Origin of the sequence: Streptomyces sp. TM32 (genome assembly GCF_004122755.1) — a bacterium.
GTDB classification, from domain to species: Bacteria; Actinomycetota; Actinomycetes; order Streptomycetales; family Streptomycetaceae; genus Streptomyces; species Streptomyces sioyaensis.
This window is the reverse complement of record NZ_SDIG01000039.1, coordinates 1-17,544: the sequence shown is the minus strand read 5'-3', so window position 1 is coordinate 17,544 and position 17,544 is coordinate 1. Positions and strand designations below refer to the sequence as shown.

The window sequence follows — 17,544 nt, the reverse complement described above, 5'->3', positions numbered from 1 at the left end:
CATGTCGTTTCCCCTGCTGACGGTGGTGGCCGTGGTGCCGGCGGCCGGTGCGATCGCCACCGCCGCGCTGCCCGCCGCCAAGCGCACCGCGGCCAAGTGGCTTGCGCTGCTGTTCTCGCTGGCCACCTTCGCGCTGGCGCTGGTGGTCGCGTTCCGCTTCGACCCCGGTTCCAAGAGCCCCTACCAGTTCACCGAATCGCACGCCTGGATCAGCGACTTCGGTGTCCGCTACGAACTCGGCGTGGACGGCATCGCGGTCGCCCTGATCGCCCTGACCACCCTGCTGATCCCCTTCATCATCCTGGCCGGCTGGCATGACGCCGACCCCCTGGAGACCGCGTCCGACGGTGGCTCCGCCACGGGCACGCCCCGCCGCTACAGCTGGCGGCCCACCCAGGGCTTCTTCGCGCTGATCCTGGCCGTCGAAGCGATGGTGGTCATCTCCTTCGAGGCCACCGACGTCTTCGTCTTCTACATCTTCTTCGAAGCCATGCTGATCCCGATGTACTTCCTCATCGGCGGCTTCGGGGACCGGGCCGGCGGCGACGGCGAGGACGAGGCCGCGAGCCGGCGGTCGTACGCCGCGGTGAAGTTCCTGCTCTACAACCTCGCCGGCGGACTGATCATGCTGGCCGCGGTGATCGGGCTCTACGCCGTCACCGCCGACCAGCTCGGCAGCGGCACCTTCTCGCTCCAGCAGATCGTCGAGGCGCGGGCGGCCGGCAGGCTGGACATCGGCACCGGCACCGAGCGGCTGCTCTTCCTCGGCTTCTTCTTCGCCTTCGCGGTGAAGGCGCCGCTGTGGCCGCTGCACACCTGGCTGCCGAACGCCATGGGCGAGTCCACCGCACCGATCGCGGTGCTGATCACCGCGGTGGTCGACAAGGTCGGCACCTTCGCGATGCTCCGCTTCTGCCTCCAGCTCTTCCCGCAGGCCAGCAGCTGGGCGACGCCCGCCATCCTGGTCCTCGCGCTGATCAGCGTGCTCTACGGCGCGCTGCTGGCGGTCGCCCAGCGGGACATCAAGCGTCTGATCGCCTACGCCTCGATCTCCCACTTCGGCTTCATCATCCTGGGCATCTTCGCGATGACCTCCCAGGGCCAGGGCGGCGCGACGCTCTACATGGTCAACCACGGCATCTCGACCGCCGCGCTGATGCTGGTGGCCGGCTTCCTGATCAGCCGCCGCGGCTCCCGGCTGATCGCGGACTACGGCGGCGTCCAGAAGGTCGCCCCGATCCTCGCCGGTACCTTCCTCATCGGCGGTCTGGCCACCCTCTCGCTGCCCGGTCTGGCACCGTTCGTCAGCGAATTCCTGGTCCTGGTCGGCACGTTCAGCCGCTATCCGGTGATCGGCATCATCGCCACCCTCGGCATCGTGCTCGCCGCGCTGTACGTCCTCGTGCTCTACCAGCGGACGATGACCGGGCCGGTGAAGTCCGAGGTGACCGGCATGCCCGACCTCCGGGTGCGGGAGCTGGTCGTGGTGGCGCCGCTGATCGCGCTGCTGCTCTTCCTCGGGGTGTACCCCAAGCCGCTCACCGACCTGGTCAATCCGGCGGTCGACCACACCCTGTCCGTCGTGGACAAGAAGGATCCCAAGCCCACTGTGCAGGTGGACGCCGTGCCCGGCGGAGGCCGGCACGGCCACGCCGTGCGTGATCAAGACGTGGAGGCCGCGAAGTGAGTTCCGTGGCAAGTGTCCACAGCCTGTGGACAGTGGCGGCCGGCGCACCGGGCAAGATCCCGGCGCCGCACATCGAGTACACCGAGCTGTCGCCGACGCTGATCGTCCTCGGCGCGGCGGTGATCGGCATCCTGATCGAGGCGCTGGTCCCGCGCCGCAACCGCTACTACTCCCAGCTGCTGCTGTCGCTGGTGGCGCTGGCCGCCGCGTTCGCCGCGGTGATCGGCCTGGCGGCGGGCGGCTTCGGCTCGTCCAAGGCGCATATCGCCGCGATGGGCGCCATCGCCGTCGACGGCCCCGCGCTGTTCCTCCAGGGCACGATCCTGCTGGTCTCCCTGATCGCCGTCTTCACCTTCGCCGAGCGCCGGCTCGACCCCGCGGCACACGGCAACCGGGTGGACTCCTTCGCCGCCCAGCCCGCGGCCGTCCCCGGTGGCCCGGCCGAACAGGCCGCGGTCAAGGCCGGGTTCACCACCACCGAGGTCTTCCCGATCGTGCTCTTCGCGGTCGGCGGCATGCTGATCTTCCCCGCGGCCAACGACCTGCTGACGCTCTTCATCGCGTTGGAGGTCTTCTCCCTCCCGCTGTACATCCTGTGTGCGCTGGCCCGCCGCCAGCGGCTGCTGTCGCAGGAGGCCGCGGTGAAGTACTTCCTCCTCGGCGCCTTCTCCTCGGCCTTCCTGCTCTTCGGCGTGGCCCTGCTGTACGGCTACGCGGGCACGGTCGGCTACGCCGGGATCGCCCAGGTGGTCGCGGACGGCGCCAAGCAGATCGATCCGGCGCTGGCCGGCACGATGGGCAATGACGCGCTGCTGCTGATCGGCGCGGCGCTGGTGCTGATGGGGCTGCTGTTCAAGGTCGGCGCGGTCCCGTTCCACATGTGGACCCCGGACGTCTACCAGGGCGCCCCGACCCCGGTCACCGGCTTCATGGCGGCCGCCACCAAGGTCGCGGCCTTCGGCGCGCTGCTGCGTCTGCTGTACGTCGTGCTGCCGGGGATGCGCTGGGACTGGCGGCCGGTGATGTGGGGCGTCGCGATCATCACGATGCTGGGCGGCGCGATCGTCGCGATCACCCAGACCGACATCAAGCGGCTGCTGGCCTACTCCTCCATCGCACACGCCGGGTTCATCCTCGCCGGTGTCATCGCCACCAGCGAGGACGGCGTCTCCTCGGTGCTCTTCTACCTCGGCGCCTACTCCTTCGTGACGCTCGGCGCCTTCGCCGTGGTCACCCTGGTGCGGGACGCGGGCGGCGAGGCCACCGCGCTGTCCAAGTGGGCCGGTCTCGGGCGGCGTTCGCCGCTGGTGGCCGCGGTCTTCGCGGTCTTCCTGCTGGCCTTTGCGGGCATCCCGCTGACCTCCGGGTTCGCCGGGAAGTTCGCGGTCTTCAAGGCGGCGGCCCAGAGCGGCGCGGGCTGGCTGGTGGTGGTCGGTGTGGTCTCCTCCGCCATCGCCGCGTTCTTCTACATCCGCGTCATCGTGCTGATGTTCTTCAACGAGCCCAAGGCGGACGGCCCGACCGTCGCGGTGCCCAGCCCGCTGACGACCACCGCCATCGCCATCGGCGTCACCGCCACCCTGGTGCTCGGCCTGGCGCCGCAGTACTTCCTCGATCTGGCCGGCCATGCCGGGGTCTTCGTGCGCTGAGCGCGGCCCGGCGGCACGGCAACGGCCGTCGTCCGGAACCCTCGGGGGGCTCCGGGCGACGGCCGTTGCCGTACGGCGCGGCGGTCAGCTCTTGGGCATCCCGCTCGGCAGCTGCGGCATGTCGGGGATCTTCACGCTGCCGTCGCTGGACTTGGTGAACTTCTCGGTGGGGCCGTTCTTCCAGTCGACGGTCAGGGTCTTGCCGTCCGCGCCGGGCTTGAGGGTGCCCATGGTGCGGGTGGTGTCCCCGTCGGTGCACTTGAGGGCGGCCATGGTCATCCCGCCCATCTCCTGGACCTTGCCCAGGCAGGCGGCCTTGTGCCCGTTGCTGAACGCAACGGTGCCCTTGCTGATCACGAGGATCAGCGGCTTGCTGCCCGAGCCGGACTTCCAGGCACCCTCGACCGCGCCGCCGCTCGCGGGCTTGTCGGCGCCTCCCGGAGTCGACGGCGCATCCTGCGGCGCCTTGCTCGGCTTGCTGTCGCTGCCGGTGTCGCCGCTGCTTCCGCAGCCGCTGAGCAGCATCGCGGCGATGGCTGCCGCCCCGGCGATCTGCGCTGCCTTGCGCACGTACGTCTCCTAGCTCGTGGATCAGGGTGACGCGAGGCTAACAGCGGCCCCGGCCGCCGTTCGACCCGTCCGCACGATTGCGGCAGCGCCGGTACGGAGTTGGTGTGGGGCTGTGACGTAGGCCCGGACGTACGGGGATCGAGGGACACCCGCACGGGGGAGGAAGGGATGGACGCACGGGGATGAAGAGGGGGGATAAGGGGCACCGGGCCGGTTCAGTCCCCTCCCGACGACTTGTCCGCCCGTACCGCGCGCTCGACCGCGTGCACCACCCCGAGCTCCTGCGCGAACCGCTTCATCGTGCGGCGGGTGGAGCGGTGCTTGCGGCCCGCCAGGATCTTGCGGTCCAGGTCGGTCGCCGAGACCAGCGCGGCGAGCACCCGGCTGCGGCGGTCCGGGAACCCCGCGGCCTGCGCCGCCGCGAAGCGCTCCCGGACCGGCCCCGGAAGATCCACCGCCCCGGCCGGGAAACGCGTGTACGGGAAGAGGCCCAGCGCGCGCCGGGACTCCCGGCGCAGCGCCCCGCGCTCCACCAGCCGCCGCAGGCACAGCTCCCGGACCGGCCGGCCGGCGCGCTGCACCCAGCGGTGGGCGGGGACGCCCCGGCGCTGCTTGGCCGGCGCCGGCAGCGCCGCCAGCGCGCCGGCCAGCACCGGATCGCGCGGCGGCAGCGGATTGACCACCGTGATCCGGCCGCCGCGCTCCACGGTGATCCGCCCCGCCGCCTCCAGTTCGGCCAGCGCCGCCCCGGCCAGGCCCCACTGCAGATGCCGGGGATTGTTCCGGGGCCGGCCGCGGACCGGGTCGAGGGCGAGCAGCAGCAACTCCTCCGGGAGGGTGAGCGGCGCGAGGGTCATCGCGCGGGCAGGACGCGTCCGCTGACCTCGCCCAGCCCGATCCGGGCCCCGTCGGGGCCGGGGGCCCAGGCGGTGAGGGTGACCTCGTCGCCGTCCTGGAGGTAGGGGCCCTTGCCGTGGGTGAGTTCGAGCAGGCAGCCGAGCTGATCGGGTTCGGGCCCGGAGACCGTGCCGGAGGCGAAGAGATCGCCGGTGCGCAGCGAGGCGCCGTTGACGGTCATATGGGCGAGCTGCTGGGCCGCCGTCCAGTACATGGCCGAGAACGGCGGCCGGGAGACGGTCTCGCCGTTGATCCGTACCTCGATCCGGAGATCGATGCCGCCCGGCTCCGCCGCCGAGTCGTCGAGGTAGGGCAGCAGCGGGAAGTCCCGGGCGGGCGGCGGTGTCCGGGCCTCGTCGAGGGCGTCGAGCGGGGTGATCCAGGCGGAGACGGAGGTGGCGAAGGACTTGCCGAGGAACGGGCCGAGCGGCACGTACTCCCACGCCTGGATGTCACGTGCGGACCAGTCGTTGACCAGGCAGACGCCGAAGACGTGGTCGCGGAAGGAGCCGAGGCCGACCGGTTCGTGGAGCGTGGAGGGGGCGCCGACGACGAAGCCGACCTCGGCCTCGATGTCGAGGCGGAGGGACGGGCCGAAGGACGGCAGCTCCTCCTCGGGAGCCTTGCGCTGACCCTGCGGCCGTACGACCGGGGTGCCGGTGGGGACGACGGTGCCCGCCCGGCCGTGGTAGCCGATCGGCAGATGCTTCCAGTTGGGGGTCAGCACCTCGCCGTTGGGGCGGAAGATCCGGCCGACGTTGGTGGCGTGGTGCTCGCTGGAGTAGAAGTCGACGTAGTCGGCGACCTCGAAGGGGAGGTGCAGGGTGACCTCGTCCAACGGGTGGAACAGCGGCGCCACTTCGTCGTGGTGCGCGGGGTCGGTCACGGCGCTGCGGACGGCCGCGCGGATCTGCTGCCAGACGGGCCGGCCGGCCGCCAGCAGGGGGTTGAGGGTCGGTGCCGCGAGCAGTTCGGCATGCGGATGGATGGCGGCGGGCAGGGCGCTCGGCAGGGCGCTCAGATCGAGAACCCGGTCGCCGTAGCGGACGCCGATGCGGTGCCGGCCGGGCGCGTCGGCCGTGCTGAAGACGCCGTAGGGGAGGTTGTGCGGGCCGAAGGGATCGCCTTCCGCCAGGTCGAACGGGCTCTGCTCGGGCATGGACAGCTCCTCGCGTTCGTCGTCGCCGGTGGGCGGCCGGGCCCGGTGGCCCGCAGGCCGTGCGGCCCGTTGATCAGAGTACGGGCGGGCGGCGGCCGTCGGGCGGGTTGGGGCGCGACGGCGTGGATGCGTACGAAGACGGGGGCCCATCGCGCCGTGCGCCGCGCCCCGGCGCCTCTGCAATGTCCGGAAAAGCCTTGCTGCACTACGCAATTCGGGCCTAGCTTCCTTTCCTGGCACGGGCCGGGGAGGGGGCCGCGCACCCCGCACGCCCCGGCGCGGCCCGCCGGCACCGAGCTCGTCCGGTGGCCGGCGGTGACCCGCTGCCGTTCCTCACGAGGCTCGCGCGGTCCGTCGGGCCGGGCGCCGGATATCTGATGCAGCTGCGGCGGGGGGCCGCCGGGCGGGTGCCACGGCACCGATCGAGCAAGGGGAGGGGCCGAATTGAACACTCCGGTAGCGGTGGTCGGGGCCGGGCCGTACGGCCTGTCGACGGCCGCGCACTTACGGGCGCGCGGTCTTCCGGTGCGGGTCTTCGGGCAGCCCATGGTGAGCTGGCGCGCGCGGATGCCCGCGGGGATGCTGCTCACGTCGACGCCGGCGGCCTCCAGCATCGACGCCCCGCAGCCCGGCCACGGCCTCGGTGACTTCTGCGCGGCGACGGGGGAGGGGCCGTACGAGTCGGACTGGGACCTCGTCCCCGTCGAGTCCTTCGTCCGGTACGGGCAGTGGGTGCAGCAGCGGCTGGTCCCCGATCTGGAGCAGGTCCGGGTGGTCTCGGTCGACCGGCGGGCCGACGGCTTCGAGCTGAAGCTGGACAGCGGTGAGCAGGTCGGCGCGCGGGCGGTGGTCGTCGCCACGGGGCTGAGCGGGCTGGCGCAGCTGCCGCCGGAGCTGGCCGCCGCGATCCCGGACGGCCCGTCCGCCACCGGGCCGGTCTCGCACAGTTCGCAGCACCACGACCTGTCCGCGCTGGCCGGCCGGTCGGTGGTCGTGATCGGCGCCGGGCAGTCGGCGCTGGAGAGCGCGGTGCTGCTGGCCGAGGCGGGCGCGGAGTCCGTACGGGTGGTGGCGCGCGGCCCCGCCGCGGTGGGCTTCGGCACGCCGCCGGACCGCCAGCCCCGCCTGCGGCCGTCCTCGCCGTTCGGCAACGCCTGGTCGCTGCATGCGGTGTCGTACCACGCCGGCGCCTTCCGCCGGCTGCCGGTGCCCGCGCGGCGGTATCTGGTGCGCCGGGTGCTCGGCCCGCGGGGGGCGTGGTGGCTGCGGGACCGGTTCACCGGCCGGGTGCGGGTGACGCAGGGCCGGCGGATCGTGCGCGCCACGGTCCGCGACGGCCGCCCCGTCCTGGCGCTGCGCGGCGCCGACGGGCAGGGCGGGGAGCTCGTCGCCGATCATGTGCTGGCCGCGACCGGCTACCGGATGGATCTGGCGGCGCTGGACTTCCTGGGGCAGGGGCTGCGCACCGGGATCGTGACGCGGGCCGGCGGGCCGCTGCTGACCGCCGGCTTCCGCTCGTCCGTACCGGGGCTGTACTTCACGGGGTTGCCGGCGGCCGCCTCGTTCGGGCCGGTGATGCGCTTCGTGTGCGGCACGGAGTTCGCCTCGCCGCGGCTGGCACGGGCGGTGGCGCGGGCGCACGGGTGAGCGGGGGCCGGCGGTCCCTGACTGCCGGCCGCCCGGCTGCCGGCCGGGTTCCGGGCGCCGGGCCTCGGCGGGGCGGCGGCCCGGGTCATCGGGGCCGGGCGGGAGAGGCGGCCCGCGGGCGGGAGCGGCCCCGGAGGAGGAGCCGCCCTCCGGGACGAGCGGCCCGGGCAGGACGGCCAGGAGGGCCCCCGGCAGGCGCGCCCCCGGCTATGGCCGAAAACGACATGCTTGTCGCCGGTATTCGGCTCTCCCGCGCCCTCCTGTGACGGCTGTGATGCGTGGGAACAGCGGGGAACGCAGGGGAGCGCACGGGCCCGGCCCCGGGCCCGCGCTCCCGCGTCGGAGGCACGTCAACCGGCGATCCGGAACGCACCTGCCAGGGGGGCACGGTGCTTCCGGGGCGGTTCGGGGGGCGGGCGCTCACGGTGATCGAACTGCGACCGGATACGCTGGCCAATGGTGGAGACAGCGACAGATCGACGTGCAGTTTGATCGTCAGCAGACAGGAGTACCCCTCGTGACCGTCGTCGGGCCCTTCGGGCTGAGCGTGCGGGACCAGGCTCTTGAGGCCGATGTCCAGGCCGGGTTGGCGGCTGTCGAGGAGGGCCTGCTGGAGGCCACCAAGAGCGACGTGCCGTTCATCACCGAAGCCGCGCAGCATCTCGTGCGCGCGGGCGGCAAGCGGTTCCGGCCGCTGCTGGTGATGCTGGCCGCGCAATTCGGTGACCCCTACAGCCCCGGCGTGGTGCCCTCCGCGGTCGTGGTGGAGCTGACACATCTGGCGACGCTCTACCACGACGACGTGATGGACGAGGCGGATGTGCGCCGCGGCGTGGCCAGCGCCAACGCCCGCTGGGGCAACTCCGTCGCGGTGCTGACCGGCGACTTCCTGTTCGCCCGCGCCTCGCACATCCTCGCCGACCTCGGACCGGACGCGGTCCGGATCCAGGCCGAGGCGTTCGAGCGGTTGGTGACCGGCCAGATCCTGGAGACGGCCGGACCGCGTGACGGCCGCGACCCCATCGACCACTACCTGGACGTCCTCGCAGGCAAGACCGGCTCGCTGGTCGCGGTCGCGGGGCGCTTCGGCGCGATGATGTCGGGCGCCGACGAGTCGACGGTCAACATCCTCACCCAGTACGGCGAGCGGCTGGGCACCGCCTTCCAGTTGGCCGACGACGTCCTGGACATCGCCAGCGATTCCCATGAATCGGGCAAGACCCCCGGCACGGACCTGCGCGAGGGCATCCCGACGCTGCCCGTACTGCGCCTGCGGGCGCGGGCCGAGAGCAGCTCCGGCACGCCCGAGGACCGCGCGCTGTGCGAGCTGCTGGCCGGCGACCTCACCGATGACGCACGGCACGCCGAGGCGCTGGCCGGGCTGCGCGCCCACCCGGCGCTCGAAGAGGCCCGGCGGGACACCGTCCGCTACGCCGAGGAGGCGCGCGCCTCGCTGGCGCCGCTGCCGGCGTGCATGGCCAAGGCGGCCCTCGAAGGCCTCTGCGACGCGGTGGTGCACCGGGCGGGCTGAGCCCTTCCCCGGGACCGTCCCCGAGAGCCGGTCCGTCATCCCCTAGGGAGTGATCAGACTCCCGGCGTACGGAGTTCCGCCTGACGTGACCGGGCGTCATACCTCAGCAGTACGACAAGTTGCTCCCGCGGGCTGACGCGTTGGGCCGGGCGATTTGGTGGGATGGAAACCACCAGAGCGCGCGGCGGACGGGCCAGTGAACCCAGGGGGGACTGGTGGACAGCGCAACAGCCGCCGCATACGACGGAGGTAGGGCACATGCCACGCAACGAACCGACAGAGGGCACCGACGGGTGGGACGGGGAGGGCTCCCCGAGGCGCCGTAAGGCGATGCGATATGCCGTACCGGTCGCGGTGGCGGGGGTGGCGGCGGCCACGATCGGGCTGGTCCCGGCGTTCGCCGGCTCGGGTTCGCCGGATCTGCCGAAGATTTCGGCGCAGGACCTGATAGCCAAGATGGCCAAGTCGGACGTCCAGCAGCTCTCCGGCACGGTCCGGGCCGGCGCGGACCTCGGCCTGCCGTCCCTGCCGGGCGGGGCCGGCGGAGCGGGCGCCTTCGGCGGCGGAGAGGGCGGGGGCGGCGGATCCGCCGAACCGCAGAGCAAGCTGATGGAGCTGGCGTCCGGTGCGCACACGCTGCGCGTCGCCGCCGACGGCCCCGACAAGCAGCGGGTGTCGATCGTCGACAAGGCCGCCGAGTACAGCCTCGTCCACAACGGCAACGAGGTGTGGGGGTACGACAGCAGCAGCAACACCGCCTTCCACCACACCGCGCCCGAGGCCGGCCGGCACGGCAAGCAGCACGCCCCCGAGGACGTTCCCCCGGGCCTGAAGAACGCCACTCCGCAGGACCTCGCGAAGCAGGCCCTCCAGGCGGCCGGCGACACGACCTCGGTCACCGTCGACGGCACCGCCAAGGTAGCCGGGCGGGACGCCTACCAGCTGCTCATCAAGCCCAAGCAGGCCGCCTCGACGGTCGGCTCGATCCGGATCGCGGTCGACGCCGCCAACGGTGTGCCGCTGAAGTTCACCCTGACCCCCAAGAGCGGTGGCGCGGCCGCCATCGACGTCGGCTTCACCAGCGTCGACTTCGCCAAGCCCGCCGCGAGCACGTTCGCCTTCACCCCGCCCAAGGGCGCCAAGGTCGTCCAGGGTGACAAGGCGGGCGCGACGGCGCAGCGCGAGTACGGCGAGGACAGCGCGCCCCGTAAGGAGAGGAAGGCCGCCACCGAGGACATGGGCGGGCTGAACGTCCTGGGCAAGGGCTGGACGTCCATCGCCACGATCAAGGGTGAGGGCTCCGGCCTGCCCTCCGGCAAGGGCGAGGGCAAGGGCAAGGGGAGCGGCGGCGACGTCGCCGGGTTCCTGGACAGCATCGGCGACAAGGTGCACGGCTCCTTCGGCTCCGGCCGGGTCTTCAGCACCCGCCTGGTCAACGCCCTGGTCACGGACAACGGCACCGTCTACGTCGGCGCCGTCGACAAGCAGGCCCTGATCGACGCGGCCAACGCCGCCAAGTAGCGGGCGCCGCAGCCTTCCCGGGTCCGCCGCGCCGCCCTGACCGGGGTGGCGCGGCGGACCCGTCGGCCCCTCCGTACGACGTGGGGAGCCCGCCGATGCCACCGCCGCCCGCACCGCGGCCGAACGGCCCGCGAACCGAAGGGCCCGGCCCGGGGCGCGCGCCGGGTGGCGACCCGGCGATCGAGACACGGGGGCTGAGCAAGGCCTACCGCGGCGGCCGGCTCGCCGTCGACGGCCTCGATCTGGTCGTCCCGCGCGGCAGCGTCTTCGGCTTCCTCGGCCCCAACGGCTCCGGCAAAACCACCACCATCCGCCTGCTGCTGGGCCTGATCGGGGCGACGTCCGGCAGCGCACGGGTGCTGGGTGCGCCGATGCCGTCCGCGGGCCGCCGGGTGCTGCCCCGGGTCGGCGCCCTCATCGAGGGGCCGGCGCTCTACGGGTTCCTCAGCGGGCGGGACAACCTCCGGCGGTTCGACGCCGCCGACCCGGGCGCCGATCCCGGTACCCGTACCGCGCGGGTCGGCCAGGCGCTGGAGCGGGTGGGCCTGGCCGCCGCGGCCGGCAAGAAGGCCCGCGCCTACTCCCTCGGCATGAAACAGCGCCTCGGACTGGCCGCCGCCCTGCTCCGGTCCCGGGACCTGCTGGTGCTCGACGAGCCGACCAACGGCCTGGGCCCGCAGGGCATGCGGGAGATCCGCGCCCTGGTCCGCGAGCTGGCGGCGGACGGCACCACCGTCTTTCTCTCCTCCCATCTGCTCGACGAGATCGAGCAGATCTGCACCCATGCCGCGGTGATGACCCGCGGCCGGCTGATCACCCAGGGCACGGTCGCCGAGCTCTCCGCCACGGTCCTCGACGCACGCGGCAACGGCCGGCTGACGGTGACCACCCCCGATCCGGCGGACGCGGCCCGGGTCCTGACGGAGCACGGCCTGACCGGCCTGCGGACCACCGGCGACCAGGTGTCGGGCGAACTGCCGCCGGTGGACATGCCGTTGGGCGGGCGCGGCGACGCGGCGGCGCCGGATCTGGCGGACCTCAACGCCGCGCTGGTGCACGCCGGGGTCCGGGTCCGCGGCTTCGGCACCGAACGCGCCTCGCTGGAGGACATCTTCGTCCAGCTGACCGGGGAGGGCTTCGATGTCGCGGACTGAGGCGGCGCCGCGCACGCCCCGACCGCTGTGGTCGCTGGGCCTGCTGCGCAACGAGATCGCCGTGACGTTCCGGCGCTGGCGCACCCTGGCGCTGCTGGCGGTGCTCGCGGGCGTACGTCGGTCTGCAGGCGCTGTACGCCCTGGTGTTCGGCTCGGCGGCCTGGGCGCGCTTCACCAGCCGGGACATCACTGCGTGAGGTCGCCGGGGGGCTGGGGCGCCGGCGTCCGTGCCGCGGCGGTCCGTGCCGCCGCCGCTTCCCGGGCCGCGTCCGCCACCTGGACCGCCTCGGCCGCGGCCGCCTCGCCCGCGTGGGCCGCGGCGTCGGCCAGTGCCGCCCGCCCGCGCCGGGCGGTCCGCAGCGCATCCCAGGTCAGCACCGTCAGGGCCGCCCACACCAGCGCGAAGCCGGCCCAGCGCTCGGCCGGCATCTCCTCACGGAAGACGGTGAGCCCCAGCAGGAACTGAAAGGTCGGCGCCAGATACTGCAACATCCCGATCATGGTCAGCGGCAGCCGCATGGCCGAGGCGCCGAAGCAGATCAGCGGCACCGCGGTCGCGATGCCGCAGCCCGCGAGCAGCAGCGCCTGGCCCACCCCGCCGGAGGTGAAGCTGGCCTCGCCGTGCAGGCCGAGGTAGATCAGGAAACCCAGTGCGGGCAGCATCTGCATCGCGGTCTCGGCGCTGAAGCCCTCGATGCCGTCGAGCTTGACGCCCTTCTTGACCAGCCCGTACGTCGCGAACGAGAAGGCCAGCCCGAGCGCGATCCAGGGCACCTTGCCGTAGGCGACGGTCATCACGACGACGGCCACGGCGCCGATCGTCACTGCCGTCCACTGCAGCGGCCGCAGCCGCTCGCGCAGAAACAGCACGCCGAAGGCGATGCTGACCAGCGGGTTGATGAAGTAGCCGAGCGAGGCCTCCAGGACGTGCCCGGCGTTGACCGCCCAGATGTAGAGGAACCAGTTCGCCGAGATGACCACGGCGCAGAGCAGGATCAGCGCGAGTCGCCGGGGCTGCCGCAGGAGCGGGCCCATCCATGACCAGCGGCGGAGCACGGCCAGGATGACGAGCGCGACGGGCAGCGACCACACCATGCGGTGGGCCAGGATCTCGGACGGCGCGGCGGCGTCCAGCAGATGCCAGTAGAGGGGCAGCAGGCCCCACATGGTGTAGGCGGCGACGCCGTAGGCGAGTCCGGCACGCTGTTCGCTTCGAGTCTGCAAGGGGACCCTCCTGGTGGCGCATCGTCGACCCTGCGAAGGTAGCGCCGCGCGGCCGGTCTGTCATGTGTGTTTTGCCATACGGTCATGACGGGACAGGTGATGACGAGGCGGGGCATGACGAGACGGTCATGACGGGAGATCCCGCCCCGTACGGGCAGGCGGCGGGCAGGGACGCGGCTCCTGTGACGTGAGCGGGCGAGGCTCCGGAAAACGGCGAGCGGGGTGCCCGTACGGGACGCCCGAGGACGTTCCCGTACGGACACCCCGCAGGTGCCCTTGAGGGTCTTGCCGTGGAGGGCCCCGCCCGGGAACCTCCGTGGACCGGCCGTCAGCCGACGACGGTCCAGGTGTCGTTGCCGGCCAGCAGGGCGGCCAGGTCGCCCTTGCCCTTCTGCTCGATCGCGGCGTCCAACTGGTCGGACATCAGGGTGTCGTAGACCGGCCGGTCGACGCTGCGCAGCACACCGATGGGGGTGTGGTGGAGGGTGTCGGCGTCGGCGAGCCGGGAGAGGGCGAAGGCCGTGGTGGGCGAGGGGTTGTGCGCGTCGTGCACCAGCACCCCGCCGAGGCCCTCCTCCCGGACGTCGATGACCTTGAGGTCGCCGGTGGCCGGGTCGCGGACCACGCCCTTGGAGCCGAAGCCGTCGGGGGCCAGGGCACCGAAGCGGATCGGCTGCCCGTGCTCCAGCCGGATCACGGCCTCCTGGGCCTGCTCCTTGTCCTTGAGGACCTCGAAGGCGCCGTCGTTGAAGATGTTGCAGTTCTGGTAGATCTCCACCAGCGCCGTGCCGGGGTGGGCGGCGGCCTCGCGCAGCACCGAGGTGAGGTGCTTGCGGTCGGAGTCGACGGTGCGGGCCACGAAGGACGCCTCGGCGCCCAGCGCCAGCGAGACCGGGTTGAACGGCGCGTCCAGTGAGCCCATCGGCGTCGACTTGGTGATCTTGCCGACCTCGGAGGTGGGGCTGTACTGGCCCTTGGTCAGCCCGTAGATCCGGTTGTTGAACAGCAGGATCTTGAGGTTGACGTTGCGCCGCAGGGCGTGGATGAGGTGGTTGCCGCCGATGGACAGCGCGTCGCCGTCGCCGGTGACGACCCAGACGGACAGATCGCGCCGCGAGGAGGCCAGGCCGGTGGCGATGGCCGGGGCGCGGCCGTGGATGGAGTGCATCCCGTAGGTGTTCATGTAGTACGGGAAGCGGGAGGAGCAGCCGATGCCGGAGACGAAGACGATGTTCTCCTTCGCCAGGCCGAGCTCTGGCATGAAGCCCTGCACGGCGGCGAGGACGGCGTAGTCACCGCAGCCGGGGCACCAGCGCACTTCCTGATCGGACTTGAAGTCCTTCATGGACTGCTTGGCCTCGGCCTTGGGCACCAGGGACAGCGCCTCGATCTGCGAGGGCCGCTCCGAGATCGCCTCAGTCATTGATGGCCTCCTTAAAGACCTCCGCAAGCTGCTCGGCCTTGAACGGCATTCCGCTGACCTGGGTGTGCGAGTGCGCGTCCACGAGGTACTTGGCGCGCAGGAGAGTCGCGAGCTGCCCGAGGTTCATCTCCGGCACGATCACCTTGTCGTAACGCGCCAGGACCTCGCCGAGATTCCGCGGGAAGGGGTTGAGATGGCGCAGATGGGCCTGCGCGATGCGCTCCCCGGCTCCCCGTACGCGCCGGACGGCCGCGGTGATCGGGCCGTAGGTCGACCCCCAGCCCAGGACGAGGGTGCGCGCGCCCCGGCCGCTCTCGTCGGCCGGGTCGTCGACCTCGATGTCCGGGACCTCGATGCCGTCGACCTTCGCCTGGCGGGTGCGCACCATGAAGTCGTGGTTGGCGGGGTCGTAGGAGATGTTGCCGGTGCCGTCCTGCTTCTCGATGCCGCCGATGCGGTGCTCCAGGCCCGGCGTGCCCGGCACCGCCCAGGGGCGGGCCAGCGTCTGCCCGTCGCGCTTGTACGGCCAGAAGACCTCGGTGCCGTCCGCCAGGTGGTGGTTGGGGCCGGAGGCGAACTGCACGCGCAGGTCGGGGAGTTCGTCGACGTCGGGGATCCGCCAGGGCTCGGAGCCGTTGGCCAGATAGCCGTCGGAGAGCAGGAAGACGGGGGTGCGGTACGTGAGCGCGATCCGGGCCGCGTCCAGCGCCGCGTCGAAGCAGTCGGCAGGCGTCCTGGGCGCCACGATCGGCACCGGCGCCTCGCCGTTGCGGCCGTACATCGCCTGGAGCAGATCGGCCTGCTCGGTCTTCGTGGGCAGGCCCGTCGAGGGCCCGCCGCGCTGGATGTCCACGACCAGCAGCGGCAGTTCAAGACTGACCGCCAGACCGATGGTCTCCGACTTCAGCGCCACCCCGGGGCCGGAGGTGGTCGTCACCGCCAGCGCACCGCCGAACGCCGCGCCCAGCGCCGCGCCGATGCCGGCGATCTCGTCCTCCGCCTGGAACGTCCGCACACCGAAGTTCTTGTGCTTGGACAGCTCGTGCAGGATGTCGGAGGCCGGCGTGATGGGGTACGAGCCCAGGTACAGCGGCAGATCCGCCTGCCGGCCCGCCGCGATCAGCCCGTAGGACAGCGCGAGATTCCCGGAGATGTTGCGGTAGGTGCCGGTCGGGAAGGCCTTCGTCGCCGGAGCGACCTCGTAGGAGACGGCGAAGTCCTCCGTCGTCTCACCGAAGTTCCAGCCCGCCCGGAAGGCGGTGACGTTCGCCTCCGCGATGTCCGGCTTCTTGGCGAACTTCGCCCGCAGGAAGGCCTCGGTGCCCTCGGTCGGCCGGTGGTACATCCACGACAGCAGCCCCAGCGCGAACATGTTCTTGCTGCGCTCGGCCTCCTTGCGGGAGAGCCCGAATTCCTTGAGCGCCTCGATCGTCAGCGTGGTCAGCGGCACCGGGTGGACGTGGTAGGCCTCCAGCGAGCCGTCCTCCAGCGGACTGGTCGCGTAGCCGACCTTCGCCATCGGGCGCTTGGTGAACTCATCGGTGTTGACGATGATGTCCGCGCCGCGGGGCACGTCCCCGATGTTCGCCTTCAGCGCCGCCGGGTTCATCGCGACCAGGACGTTCGGCGCGTCGCCGGGCGTGAGGATGTCGTGGTCGGCGAAGTGCAGCTGGAAGCTGGAGACGCCCGGCAGGGTCCCGGCAGGGGCCCGGATCTCGGCGGGGAAGTTGGGCAGCGTCGACAGGTCGTTGCCGAACGACGCCGTCTCGGAGGTGAACCGGTCGCCGGTGAGCTGCATACCGTCACCGGAGTCACCGGCGAACCGGATGATCACCCGGTCCAGGCGCCGGACTTCCTTGCCTTGCCCGCCGTTGCCGGATGCGCGCTGTTCCCCGACAAGCGCTGCGTCGGCCTGCTCGGCTGGGCTACTGACCTGGCTGGTCACTGCTTCGGACCTCCCTCGAGGGGTGCGGCGTCCCCGCCGGAGGCAGGGCTCGGGACGTGTCGTACCGACCGGTTGTCCCATAACCATCGTACGTGGGTAAGGGTGGCCTTCCTTAGGGCGGTCGCATGCTGGACGTCAACATGAGACACCGATCTGGTGTGTTTTGTCATGAAATCACCGCCCCCGTGACCCCCTCATTCATGACGCTCCGGACTCCGCCATTGGTTCTACGCCGAAAGTCCTGAGACCCGGTGGAAAACGCCTCGGGCCACCTACCTGACAGAGTGTCAGACGGTCAGGAGTTGAGGTAGGTGAGTACCGCGAGCACCCGGCGGTGATCCCCGTCACTCTGCGACAGGCCCAGCTTCAGGAAGATGTTGCTGACGTGCTTCTCGACCGCACCGGCGCTGACCACCAGCTGCCGGGCGACCGCGGAGTTCGTCCGCCCCTCGGCCATCAGTCCCAGGACCTCCCGCTCCCGGGGCGTCAGATGCGCCAGCACGTCCTGCTGACGGCTGCGGCCCAGCAGCTGCGCCACCACCTCCGGGTCCAGCGCGGTCCCGCCCCCGGCGACCCGGACCACCGCGTCGACGAACTCCCGCACCTCGGCCACCCGGTCCTTGAGCAGATAGCCGATGCCCCGGGTGGAGCCGGCCAGCAGCTCCGTGGCGTACTGCTCCTCGACGTACTGCGAGAGCACCAGTACCCCCAGGCCGGGGTGGTCCCGGCGGAGCCGGATCGCGGCCCGTACGCCTTCGTCGGTGTGCGTCGGCGGCATCCGTACGTCCGCGACCACCACGTCCGGCAGCGCGCCCCCGTCGGCCAGCTCCCCGATCACCTCGATCAGCGCCTCGGCGTCCGCCACGCCCGCCACGACCTCGTGCCCCCGGTCGGTGAGCAGCCGGGTCAGGCCCTCCCGCAGCAGCACCGAATCCTCGGCGATGACCACCCGCACCTTGTCCTCCACGGCTCAGATTCCCCCATGCCCCGTCGCGTCCCGCTCTGCCGTCTCCAGCATCCCAGCATCCGGACGGGGGCGAGGCAGGGACGGGGGATCAGCGGCGGGCCTGGCCGAGCGGCTGGCGTCCGTCGACGGCCTGCTGGTCGTGGACTCCCCGGCCGGCGGCCCGACCCGGG

At 72.2% G+C, this 17,544-nt stretch carries 13 protein-coding genes and 1 pseudogene; 7 read left to right on the top strand and 7 right to left on the bottom strand.

Annotated elements, in window-relative coordinates:
* The first annotated feature begins 1 nt into the window (after nt 1).
* Both EST92_RS12305 and nuoN read left to right on the top strand, forming a co-directional pair.
* Nucleotides 2-1,687, top strand: a complete 1,686-nt coding sequence (locus tag EST92_RS12305) for an NADH-quinone oxidoreductase subunit M (protein WP_129280979.1) — start codon at nt 2-4, stop codon at nt 1,685-1,687.
* The gene (gene nuoN, locus EST92_RS12300; protein ID WP_129280978.1) at nt 1,684-3,336 is read left to right on the top strand and encodes an NADH-quinone oxidoreductase subunit NuoN; all 1,653 of its coding nucleotides are present in this window, start codon (nt 1,684-1,686) and stop codon (nt 3,334-3,336) included. The genes EST92_RS12305 and nuoN overlap by 4 nt, the downstream gene beginning before the upstream one ends.
* Nucleotides 3,337-3,420: 84 nt before the next feature.
* On the opposite strand, the gene EST92_RS12295 is transcribed toward nuoN, so the two are convergent.
* The 3 genes from EST92_RS12295 to fahA all read right to left on the bottom strand — a co-directional run bounded on the left by EST92_RS12295 (nt 3,421) and on the right by fahA (nt 5,962).
* Nucleotides 3,421-3,906 carry a hypothetical protein gene (locus EST92_RS12295; protein ID WP_129280977.1) on the bottom strand — a complete coding sequence of 162 codons (486 nt, stop codon included), beginning with the start codon at nt 3,904-3,906 and terminating at the stop codon, nt 3,421-3,423.
* A 215-nt stretch (nt 3,907-4,121) separates the two neighbouring features.
* On the bottom strand, nt 4,122-4,763 hold the full coding sequence (locus EST92_RS12290; RefSeq protein ID WP_129280976.1) for a GPP34 family phosphoprotein: 642 nt from the start codon (nt 4,761-4,763) through the stop codon (nt 4,122-4,124).
* The gene (gene fahA / locus EST92_RS12285) at nt 4,760-5,962 is read right to left on the bottom strand and encodes a fumarylacetoacetase (RefSeq protein WP_129280975.1); all 1,203 of its coding nucleotides are present in this window, start codon (nt 5,960-5,962) and stop codon (nt 4,760-4,762) included. The genes EST92_RS12290 and fahA overlap by 4 nt, the downstream gene beginning before the upstream one ends.
* Nucleotides 5,963-6,406: 444 nt before the next feature.
* On the opposite strand from fahA, the gene EST92_RS12275 reads away from it, so the two are divergent.
* The 5 genes and pseudogenes from EST92_RS12275 to EST92_RS32130 all read left to right on the top strand — a co-directional run.
* On the top strand, nt 6,407-7,609 hold the full coding sequence (locus EST92_RS12275; protein WP_129280974.1) for an FAD-dependent oxidoreductase: 1,203 nt from the start codon (nt 6,407-6,409) through the stop codon (nt 7,607-7,609).
* Nucleotides 7,610-8,126: 517 nt separating this feature from the next.
* Nucleotides 8,127-9,140: a polyprenyl synthetase family protein gene (locus EST92_RS12265; RefSeq protein WP_129249632.1), complete on the top strand. Its 1,014-nt coding sequence runs from the start codon at nt 8,127-8,129 to the stop codon at nt 9,138-9,140.
* A 258-nt stretch (nt 9,141-9,398) separates the two neighbouring features.
* Nucleotides 9,399-10,661, top strand: coding sequence for an outer membrane lipoprotein carrier protein LolA (locus EST92_RS12260; RefSeq protein WP_129280972.1), 1,263 nt, complete (start codon nt 9,399-9,401; stop codon nt 10,659-10,661).
* A 95-nt stretch (nt 10,662-10,756) separates the two neighbouring features.
* Complete coding sequence (locus EST92_RS12255) at nt 10,757-11,815, top strand: ABC transporter ATP-binding protein (protein ID WP_129280971.1); 1,059 nt, start codon at nt 10,757-10,759, stop codon at nt 11,813-11,815.
* Nucleotides 11,802-11,930 (top strand): annotated as a pseudogene (locus EST92_RS32130) (ABC transporter permease); the annotation flags it as partial. The gene EST92_RS12255 and the pseudogene EST92_RS32130, both read left to right, overlap by 14 nt.
* A gap of 71 nt (nt 11,931-12,001) precedes the next feature.
* Here EST92_RS32130 and rarD read toward each other — a convergent pair.
* The 4 genes from rarD to EST92_RS12230 all read right to left on the bottom strand — a co-directional run bounded on the left by rarD (nt 12,002) and on the right by EST92_RS12230 (nt 17,362).
* Nucleotides 12,002-13,039, bottom strand: coding sequence for an EamA family transporter RarD (gene rarD / locus EST92_RS12245; RefSeq protein WP_129280970.1), 1,038 nt, complete (start codon nt 13,037-13,039; stop codon nt 12,002-12,004).
* Between the two features lie 328 nt (nt 13,040-13,367).
* The gene (locus EST92_RS12240; RefSeq protein WP_129280969.1) at nt 13,368-14,462 is read right to left on the bottom strand and encodes a 2-oxoacid:ferredoxin oxidoreductase subunit beta; all 1,095 of its coding nucleotides are present in this window, start codon (nt 14,460-14,462) and stop codon (nt 13,368-13,370) included.
* Entirely contained in the window at nt 14,455-16,407 is a 1,953-nt protein-coding gene (locus tag EST92_RS12235; RefSeq protein ID WP_129280968.1) for a 2-oxoacid:acceptor oxidoreductase subunit alpha, read from the bottom strand. Before EST92_RS12235 ends, EST92_RS12240 begins: the two co-directional genes overlap by 8 nt.
* A 295-nt stretch (nt 16,408-16,702) precedes the next feature.
* Complete coding sequence (locus EST92_RS12230) at nt 16,703-17,362, bottom strand: response regulator transcription factor (protein ID WP_161981733.1); 660 nt, start codon at nt 17,360-17,362, stop codon at nt 16,703-16,705.
* Nucleotides 17,363-17,544 lie beyond the last annotated feature (182 nt).

What these genes read in the sequence shown, in the direction of transcription:
- EST92_RS12305 (WP_129280979.1), top strand. Translation starts at nt 2, where the DNA reads ATGTCGTTTCCCCTGCTGACGGTGGTGGCCGTGGTGCCGGCGGCCGGT.
- EST92_RS12290 (WP_129280976.1), bottom strand. Translation starts at nt 4,763, where the DNA reads ATGACCCTCGCGCCGCTCACCCTCCCGGAGGAGTTGCTGCTGCTCGCC.
- fahA (WP_129280975.1), bottom strand. Translation starts at nt 5,962, where the DNA reads ATGCCCGAGCAGAGCCCGTTCGACCTGGCGGAAGGCGATCCCTTCGGC.
- EST92_RS12260 (WP_129280972.1), top strand. Translation starts at nt 9,399, where the DNA reads ATGCCACGCAACGAACCGACAGAGGGCACCGACGGGTGGGACGGGGAG.
- EST92_RS12255 (WP_129280971.1), top strand. Translation starts at nt 10,757, where the DNA reads ATGCCACCGCCGCCCGCACCGCGGCCGAACGGCCCGCGAACCGAAGGG.
- EST92_RS12240 (WP_129280969.1), bottom strand. Translation starts at nt 14,462, where the DNA reads ATGACTGAGGCGATCTCGGAGCGGCCCTCGCAGATCGAGGCGCTGTCC.